Raw genomic sequence first — 7,633 nt, 5'->3', positions numbered from 1 at the left:
GCTTCGACCCCGATCGTGCCGTCGCTGCCAAACCCCGACAGAATGATCCCGACGGCGTTCTCACCCTGGTCCTCGGCCAACGACACAAGGAAGGTGTCGATCGAGGACTGCCGGGCGGTGGGTGTCTCAGGAGGCGCTACGCGGAGAACGCCGCCCTCGATCTTCAGGAGCGCGTTCTGTGGGATTACCGCGACGGTGTTTTGAGCCGCGACTGTTCCGTCGACGGCCTTCACCACGGGCATCGCCGTATATTCGCCAATGATCTTCGCCAGGGCGCTGTTGTAGTCCGGGTCCAGATGCTGGACCAGGACGAACGCCATGCCGCTATCGGAGGGCATCTCGGAAAAGAACGACTGGAAGGCGTCAAGACCGCCAGCCGACGCGCCGATGCCGACGATCAGATGGCCCGCGCGCCCGGGGCCGTTGTCGACTGGTCCTCCGCCCGAAGTGGCCGTCACGGCTGACGCCTGGGCCGCTGCAGGCCGGGCGCCTAGAGTCGATTTGGGCTTAGCCATGGCTATCAATCGGCCCGGATTGCCGCAAAGGCAATGACCTCGCTCAAACCGGCTCTGAAAGCACCGAGTGCTGCTACCCAGAATGTCAGCTGTCGAGCCGGTGGCCTCCGTCCGCTCACCACCGAGGCTGTGTGTAAACGCGCGCGCGCTGCGTGGCTCCGGATTTGGCGTAGCGGCTGGTTCGCTATTTCCGCCGAAGAGCGGGCTCAGCCGCATAAAGGCGGCAGCCTCCTCAGGCCCGCATCGCCTCCATCAGTGGCTGCATGCCGATGATCGCGATCACCCGCTTCAGATTGTAGGCGAGGACGTGGAGGCTCATCTCCGTTCGGACGTTCTCAAGCCTCCGCATCCGGAAGTGCGTCGCCCCCATCCAGGCTTTCAGGGTGCCGAAGGGGTGTTCGACGGTGGCCCGGCGGATGCGCATAGCCTTGGGGGCACGCTCGAGCCGATCCTGCATGGCCTCGATCACCGCTTCATGCTCCCAGCGCGTGACACGTCGCTCTTTGCTTGGCGTGCACCGGGCCTTCAGGGGACAGGCCTGACAGCTTGCGCGGTCCCAGTAGCGATGCAGCGTCAGCCCCTTCTCCACCGTCGTCATGTGGTGCGGGAGTACCTGGCCTGATGGGCAGCGGTAGACGTTCTGTTCGGGGATGTAGACGAAGTCCTGCTTGCCGAAGCGTCCGTCGGCCTTGGCGCCTGAGGTGAGCGGTCTGGGCACATAGGGGATCACGCCGAGGGTCTCGCAGGCCAGCACCTCCTCGCCTGAGAAGTAGCCGCGGTCGGCCAGCACATCGAGGCTCTCGACGCCCATCTCCGCCTTGGCTAGCGCGCCCATGTTCGCGAGCTGACTGCGGTCGTTGCCCACGTTCGTCACCTCATGGGCGACGATCAGATGATGCTTGGCGTCGACCGCGGTCTGGACGTTGTAGCCCACCATGCCTGTGCCCTTGCCGTTGGTGGCCATGGCCCGAGCATCGGGATCAGTGAGCGAGATCTGCTGGTCGGGCGCGGCATGTACCTGGACCTCCAGGGCCTGGAAGTCCCTCATCTGCTCGCGCAGGGCAGCGATTTTCTCCTTGAGCCGCACCGACTTGGTCCGGGCGATCTCGCCCTCGAGGCGGTCGGCCGTCTCCAGAGCGGCCATGTAGCGCTCGATGCTGGCCTCCACCTGCTCCATGCGCCGCTGGATCGAGGCTCGGGTGAAGTTCTTGTCGCGGGTGTTCACCGCCTTGAACTTGCTGCCGTCGATCGCCGCCACCGCATGGCTGAAGAGATCCAGCTTGCGGCACAGCGCGATGAACCGACGACACCCCGCCCGGATCGCCGGACCATTGTCTTTGCGGAAGTCGGCGATGGTCTTGAAGTCGGGCGCCAGGCGGCCCGTCAGCCACATCATCTCGACATTGCGCTGCGCCTCGCGCTCCAGCTTCCGGCTCGACGTGATCTGGTTGATGTAGCCATACACGTACATCTTCAGCAGCAGGCCCGGATGGTAGCCAGGCCGACCCGTCGCCTCGGGCGTCACACCCTCAAAGCCAAGGCCCTGCAGATCCAGCTCGTCGACAAAGACGTCGATCACTCGGACCGGGTTCTCCTCGGAGACATAGTCCTCAAGGCATTCGGGAAGCAGCGTGCCCTGACGCCGATCCTCACCCTCAACGAAGCGCTTCATCGCGATCCCCAAAGCTGATGCTTCGGAATCTAGGCTGCTTCGCTGTTTTCACACAGCCTCCACCCTATGGCGACATTCGGAACGTCTGCAATCGGACGTGTTCCCAATGAACCTGTAGGATGCCGCCGGCTGGGTGGGCGCTGCCAGTCGGAGGTGAGCCATGGCTCAAATCGACCTCTTTCGCATGCCCAAACGGCCCTGGAATTCAGGGCGCATCATTGGGGCAAAGCCCCCGTTCAAGCCCAAACACATATGGGGAATTCGCCACCAGTTGAGGAGCGCGGGCAAAGTCCGGGACCTGGCGCTCTTCAACTGCGCTCTGGATGCCAAGCTTCGTGGGTGCGACCTCGTCAAGCTCAGGGTCAGTGATGTTGCGCCCGGCGGGATAATGCGGGACCGTGCCACGGTCATCCAGCAGAAGACGGGCCGGCCCGTACCGTTCGAGATCACTGACGCCAGCCGGGACGCGCTATCTGCGTGGCTGGCGTTGCGGGGCAAGCGCGCGGACGACTGGCTCTTTCCTAGCCGTTCGCGTCCCGGCGACCACCTGACGACGCGTCAGTACGCCAGGCTTGTCGGTGAGTGGGTGACCATGATCGACCTGGAGCCCCGCGCCTACGGCACGCACAGCCTGCGCCGAACCAAGGTGGCCCTGCTTTACAAGAAGACCGGCAATCTCCGCGCCTGCCAGCTCCTCCTAGGTCATCGAAAGCTAGAGAGCACGGTTCGGTACCTGGGAATCGAGGTGGATGACGCCCTTGCCTTGTCAGAGCAGATCGAAATCTGACCGTACCGGCGTACCGCTTGGTGGGCGACCCCGGTCCGCCAAGCGGACGTTGTGAACGACCCAGATGGGTCGTGAGCGGTCCCGAGCAAGGTCGCCGGAAGCAGACATTCCCCCTGATCGCCGGAAACCGGACCCTGCTGACGGCAGCGAGGGGTGGTTGACGGCCGCGAGCGCCCAAGACGGTCCAAGCTCAGCCGTTGACGTTCCCCCCCTAGTCGAACACCGTTACGGCTGCGGTTTGGGGGCCGCGTTCATGGCGGATGAAACGACGACGCCGCGGGCGAAACGCTCGCGAAAGGCACGCCCGCCCACCACGCCCGATCCCATTGAAATCGCGATGGAGGCGGAGGCGGTGGGCCAAGCGCCGCACGGCGTTGCGAACCAACTGCTGACCGAACAGCTGCGGCTGATCCGCACCCAGACCAAGCTTGGCGGCTGGCAGATCGCCAGCGAGCGGGCCAGCTTCGCCCTCAAGGTGCTGACCGGCGTTGCTGGAGTGGCGGTGGCGGGCGCACTGGCGGCCATGGCCTGGCAGGCTAGCCGGTCGGATGGGCTCGTCGTGGAGGCCTTCTCCGTACCCCCGGCGCTGGTCTCGCGCGGCGCGACTGGCGAGGTGGTTGCGCGCGGCGTGCTGGACCGGCTGGGCGAGCTAGACCGGGCCGCCAACTCGCTGCAATCGGTCCGCATTGCCGACGCCTGGACCCAGGACACCAAGATCGAGGTGGCCCAGACCGGCGTCTCGCTGGACGACGTGCAGCGCCTGCTACGGCGGTGGCTGGGCCACGAGACCCACCTGACCGGAGAGGTCGTGCAGACCGCCACAGGGGTTCGCATAACGGCGCGGACAGGCGTGGGCCGTACGGTGACGGCGGAAGGCTCAGCCGAGCAGCTGCCGGAGTTAGCTAGACAGGCGGGCGAGGCGTTGTTCCACCAGGCACGGCCCGTCCAGTATGCGGAATACCTCTCCCGAGAGGGTCGCTGGACGGAGGCCAAGCCGCTGCTGGCCCAGGTGCTGCAGACCAGTGATGATCCGCTGACACGGGCGGCGGCCGCCAATGCCCTGGGCATGATCACGGCCTATTCGGAGTTTCGACCAACTGAGGGCATCGAGTGGTTCCGCCGGGCGGCCGAGGGGCCGAACCGGCTGCTAGGGTCGCTCGCCCTGCAGAACGCTGCCGGCGTTGCAGCTGCGCTGGGGGATGAGCGGGACGGCATCGTCCTCAACCGGCAGGCGCTCAAGCGGATTGGCCACGAGCCCGGGGCGGTTGCGGACTGGTACCGGGCTGGCATGCGCGCCAACCTGGCCGCATCAGAATTCGACTATCACACGGCAGCGCGGCTGCTGCGGCCCCACGTGGGGCGCGCCAACGCCGGTTCGACCGGCGTTTATCGTAACACCTACTCGTCCTATCTGGCCGCCCTGCACGAGACTACGGCCGCGAGACGGCTCGCCACGAGGCCGTATCCGCCGACCGAGTTCAATGCAGAAAACTGGCCGGTGACGCTCGCCATCGCGCGCGCACTGCGGGCGCAAGGCGATGCAAGTCCGAGGATACTGGCGTTGGAAGCATTCTCGCTGGTTCAACTGGGCCAGCCGGAGGCGGCGCGCGAGGTGATCGCGACGACGGCTGCGGACTGCTTCTCGTGCGCCGTGACCCGGGCGATGATCCTGTCGCGCCAGGGGGATACCGTCGGAGCCGAGCGGGCGTTTCGCGCGATGGACCGGCTCTATCCGGGGCAGATCACCGGACTGATGTACTGGGGCCGCGAGCGGCTGGGGCGAGGGGACGCCCAAGGTGCGCTTCAGATATTCCGTCGGGCCGAGAAGCTCGCGCCCCGCTTTGCCGACCCGGCGGCCTGGTCGGGTGAGGCCCTGCTGGCCTTGGGCGACGACAAGGCCGCCGAGGAAGCCTTTCGCAAGGCGCAGCCGCTCGCCCCCCGCTGGGGCCGCCTGCACCTGAAGTGGGGCGACGCGCTGGCCAGGCTGGGCAAGACCGAGGAGGCCCGTGCGAAGTGGCGCGCGGCCGCGACGATGGATTTGTCACCGGCGGATCGCGCCGCGCTTAAGGCGCATGGGGTCTGAAATGGCGCGCGCTCCGAGCAACACTCCGAAGCGGAACCGGTTGAAAGCCGAGCCCGCGCCGACGACCCCCGATCCTATCGAGATCGCCATGGAGGCGGAGGCGGAGGGCCGCTCCCCTGAAGGCGTTGCTTATCGGGTGCTGGAAAAGCAGGAGCGGCTGATCGGCTGGCAGATCGCCAGCGAGCGCGCCGGGTTCGCCCTGAGGGTGCTAACCGGCGTCGCCGGGGTAGCGGCCGCGATGGCGCTGAGCGTCATGGCGTGGCAGGCTAGCCGCGCGAACGGCGTCGTGGTCGAGCCATTCGGCGTGCCGCCGGAGCTATCGGGCCAAATAACTGGCCAAGCCGTCGCCGCCCAAGTTCTGGATGAACTGGCAAGACTCAACACCCGAAAAACGGGCGCTGCCAACGACCCGACTTACAGTGGCGGGGACCGACAAGAGATAAGCTTGGCGATCCCAGGTTCCGGCGTAAACCTCGGCGACCTGCAGGCGGCGTTGAGAACCTGGCTAGGCCACGAGACCCGCATCTCTGGCGAGGTCTTCCGTACACCGAACGGTCTTGCGATCCGCGCGCGTCTTGCGGCCGGGCAGGCTGTCCGGGTGGAGGGACCTCTGGCCGACCTGGAGGCGCTAAGCCGCCAAGTCGCTCACAGCCTCTACCGGGAAACCCAACCGCAGCGATACGCTGGATGGTTGGCGATGCAAGGAGACCGTCCCGCCGCCTTCAAACTGTTCCGGCAGCTTGCGGAAGGATCGGGGCCCGAGACTGAACGCGCGCAGGCGTATCATTCCTGGGGCTATTGGCTGCAGTTTACCGACCAGCCTGCCGCCGCCGCCTTGCAGCGGCGGGCCGTAGCTCTGGCCCCGCAAGACGGCCGCAAGTGGGGGCAGCTCGCTTCCTACGAGGGCAATCTCGGTCACTCTGAACTGCAAGTCGCCTATCTCAGACGGGCAATTGAGCTGGGGCGAACCCATCCGAACAGGGAACTCCGCCGCGAGGTGCGAGACGTCAGCTTTACGGAGGCGCAACTCGCCGACGCCAAAGCCGACTTTCAGGCGGCGCTTGCACATCGGCAAAGGTTTGATCGAAACACCTTCTACGCCGATATGCTTGGGCGTCAGGTCGACACCCGCTTCGTCGCGACGCTGGCGGCCCTGCACGACATCCCAGCTGCTCGCGCACGAATGGCTGCGCCGCGCTTCCGTAGCACTGTCGATCCACCCGGCTATGAAGGATTCTCACGTTTGCCATTGCTGGTGCTCAGTGAGGATTGGGCGGCCGTAGTCGCCCTGGAGCCGCAATTGGAGGCTTCAGGATTTTTGCCCCCGAGCCAAAGGGCGGTCTCCGTGGCCTGGTACGCAATCGTCCTCGCGCACGCAGAGGTGGGTGACGCAGCAGGCGCACGATCTCGCTTGCCGGTCCCGCCCCCCGATTGCGACACATGCCTCTACTGGGCCGGACGCGTTCACGCAGCTCTGGGAGATGTTGCACAGTCGGAGCGATCTTTCGCCGCGGCGTCGCGCCTGTTGAACGAGCTGCCGCAGGCGCATTTCTATTGGGGGGAAGCGCGCTTGAGGCGGGGGGACGCAGCTGGAGCGCTCCCCCTGTTGAAGGAAGCGCAGAGGCGGCAGCCGCACTTGGCTGATCCCTTCAAGTCTGAGGGCGATGCTCTCGCCCGGCTGGGCCGTTGGGGGGAAGCCGAGAAGGCCTACAAGACAGCCGCCAAGCTGACTCCGAGGTGGGGCGGCCTGCACCTGAAGTGGGGCGAGGCGCTGGCCAAGCTGGGGAAGGCCGCCGAAGCCAAGGCGCAGTTCTCCCAGGCAGCCGCCCTCGACCTCACGTCGGTGGAACGGGCCGAGTTGCAAAACGTGACCCGAAAGCGGACCAACTAGACTTCCGGCCTCGGTCGTGAACGGCCCGAAGCGCCGTCGCCGCAAGCAGCCGTTCCCCAGATTGCCGGATAGCGGACCCTGTCGAGGTCAGAGAAGGGTGGCAAGAGAACGGAACCAGGGGACTCTGCTTCAGCGCTCAAATGTCTCGAAAGATTGTAGCTTTGGCTTACTGGATGGGCTTTGGCGAGCTTCGCGGCCGCCCGTAGGTGAGACCACACACCACTTCAAAGGTCAGCACCTCGTCCTGTGCATGGGGCGACAGCAGAGCGTGCATGTCGGCGTCGAACTGCTCGGCGCGAGCCCCCATTTTGGACCGGGCCCAGGTGCCGCGTGAATGCTCACCATCAATGAAGTCATCTATTCGTTGAGTGATTGTCGACGTGAAGGATTTTCGGCCAGCTATATCCATCCAGGCTTCGTGGACGTGAACGGCTGCGCTGAAGCCAACGGGATCGTATCGTCCGCCCATCGCTGGAATCCATTTTGCCATCATCGCCTTGTAACCGTTCGCCCACGGTGGGTCGTGGGGCTCGTCACCGCCAACGATCGCTACGATCCCCTTTGGTGCCAAGTGCTGAACAAGGCGGGGGAACAGCAATGCATGGTCCATCCAATGGATGCTCGCCCCGGCAGTCGCTAAATCATAGGGTCCGCCCATCGGCGCACTTTCGGCCGTCGCTTCGAT

At 65.5% G+C, this 7,633-nt stretch carries 5 protein-coding genes and 1 pseudogene; 3 read left to right on the top strand and 3 right to left on the bottom strand.

Translation table 11 applies throughout. The features are described from left to right. Both AAC997_RS16765 and AAC997_RS16760 read right to left on the bottom strand, forming a co-directional pair. A partial coding sequence (locus tag AAC997_RS16765) for a chemotaxis protein CheB (RefSeq protein WP_340646847.1) occupies positions 1-458 on the bottom strand: 458 nt, incomplete at its 3' end. Between the two features lie 289 nt (positions 459-747). Beyond that, entirely contained in the window at positions 748-2,187 is a 1,440-nt protein-coding gene (locus AAC997_RS16760; RefSeq protein WP_340646846.1) for an IS1182 family transposase, read from the bottom strand. Between the two features lie 160 nt (positions 2,188-2,347). Here AAC997_RS16760 and AAC997_RS16755 point away from each other — a divergent pair, with 160 nt between their 5' ends. From AAC997_RS16755 to AAC997_RS16745, 3 genes are all read left to right on the top strand, one after another. After that, entirely contained in the window at positions 2,348-2,974 is a 627-nt protein-coding gene (locus AAC997_RS16755) for a tyrosine-type recombinase/integrase (RefSeq protein WP_340646845.1), read from the top strand. 253 nt (positions 2,975-3,227) lie between these two features. After that, complete coding sequence (locus AAC997_RS16750) at positions 3,228-5,057, top strand: tetratricopeptide repeat protein (protein WP_340646844.1); 1,830 nt, start codon at positions 3,228-3,230, stop codon at positions 5,055-5,057. Between the two features lies 1 nt (position 5,058). Continuing rightward, positions 5,059-6,948 carry a hypothetical protein gene (locus AAC997_RS16745; protein ID WP_340646843.1) on the top strand — a complete coding sequence of 630 codons (1,890 nt, stop codon included), beginning with the start codon at positions 5,059-5,061 and terminating at the stop codon, positions 6,946-6,948. Between the two features lie 166 nt (positions 6,949-7,114). Here the strand turns inward: AAC997_RS16745 and AAC997_RS16740 are convergent. Next, a pseudogene (locus tag AAC997_RS16740) lies at positions 7,115-7,633 on the bottom strand (hypothetical protein); the annotation flags it as partial.

Source organism: Phenylobacterium sp. (assembly GCF_037968635.1).
GTDB lineage: Bacteria > Pseudomonadota > Alphaproteobacteria > Caulobacterales > Caulobacteraceae > Phenylobacterium.
The sequence above is the reverse complement of the archived record's forward strand: the minus strand, read 5'-3'. Positions and strand labels throughout refer to the sequence as shown.

What these genes read in the sequence shown, in the direction of transcription:
- AAC997_RS16760 (WP_340646846.1), bottom strand. Translation starts at nt 2,187, where the DNA reads ATGAAGCGCTTCGTTGAGGGTGAGGATCGGCGTCAGGGCACGCTGCTT.
- AAC997_RS16755 (WP_340646845.1), top strand. Translation starts at nt 2,348, where the DNA reads ATGGCTCAAATCGACCTCTTTCGCATGCCCAAACGGCCCTGGAATTCA.
- AAC997_RS16745 (WP_340646843.1), top strand. Translation starts at nt 5,059, where the DNA reads ATGGCGCGCGCTCCGAGCAACACTCCGAAGCGGAACCGGTTGAAAGCC.
- AAC997_RS16750 (WP_340646844.1), top strand. Translation starts at nt 3,228, where the DNA reads ATGGCGGATGAAACGACGACGCCGCGGGCGAAACGCTCGCGAAAGGCA.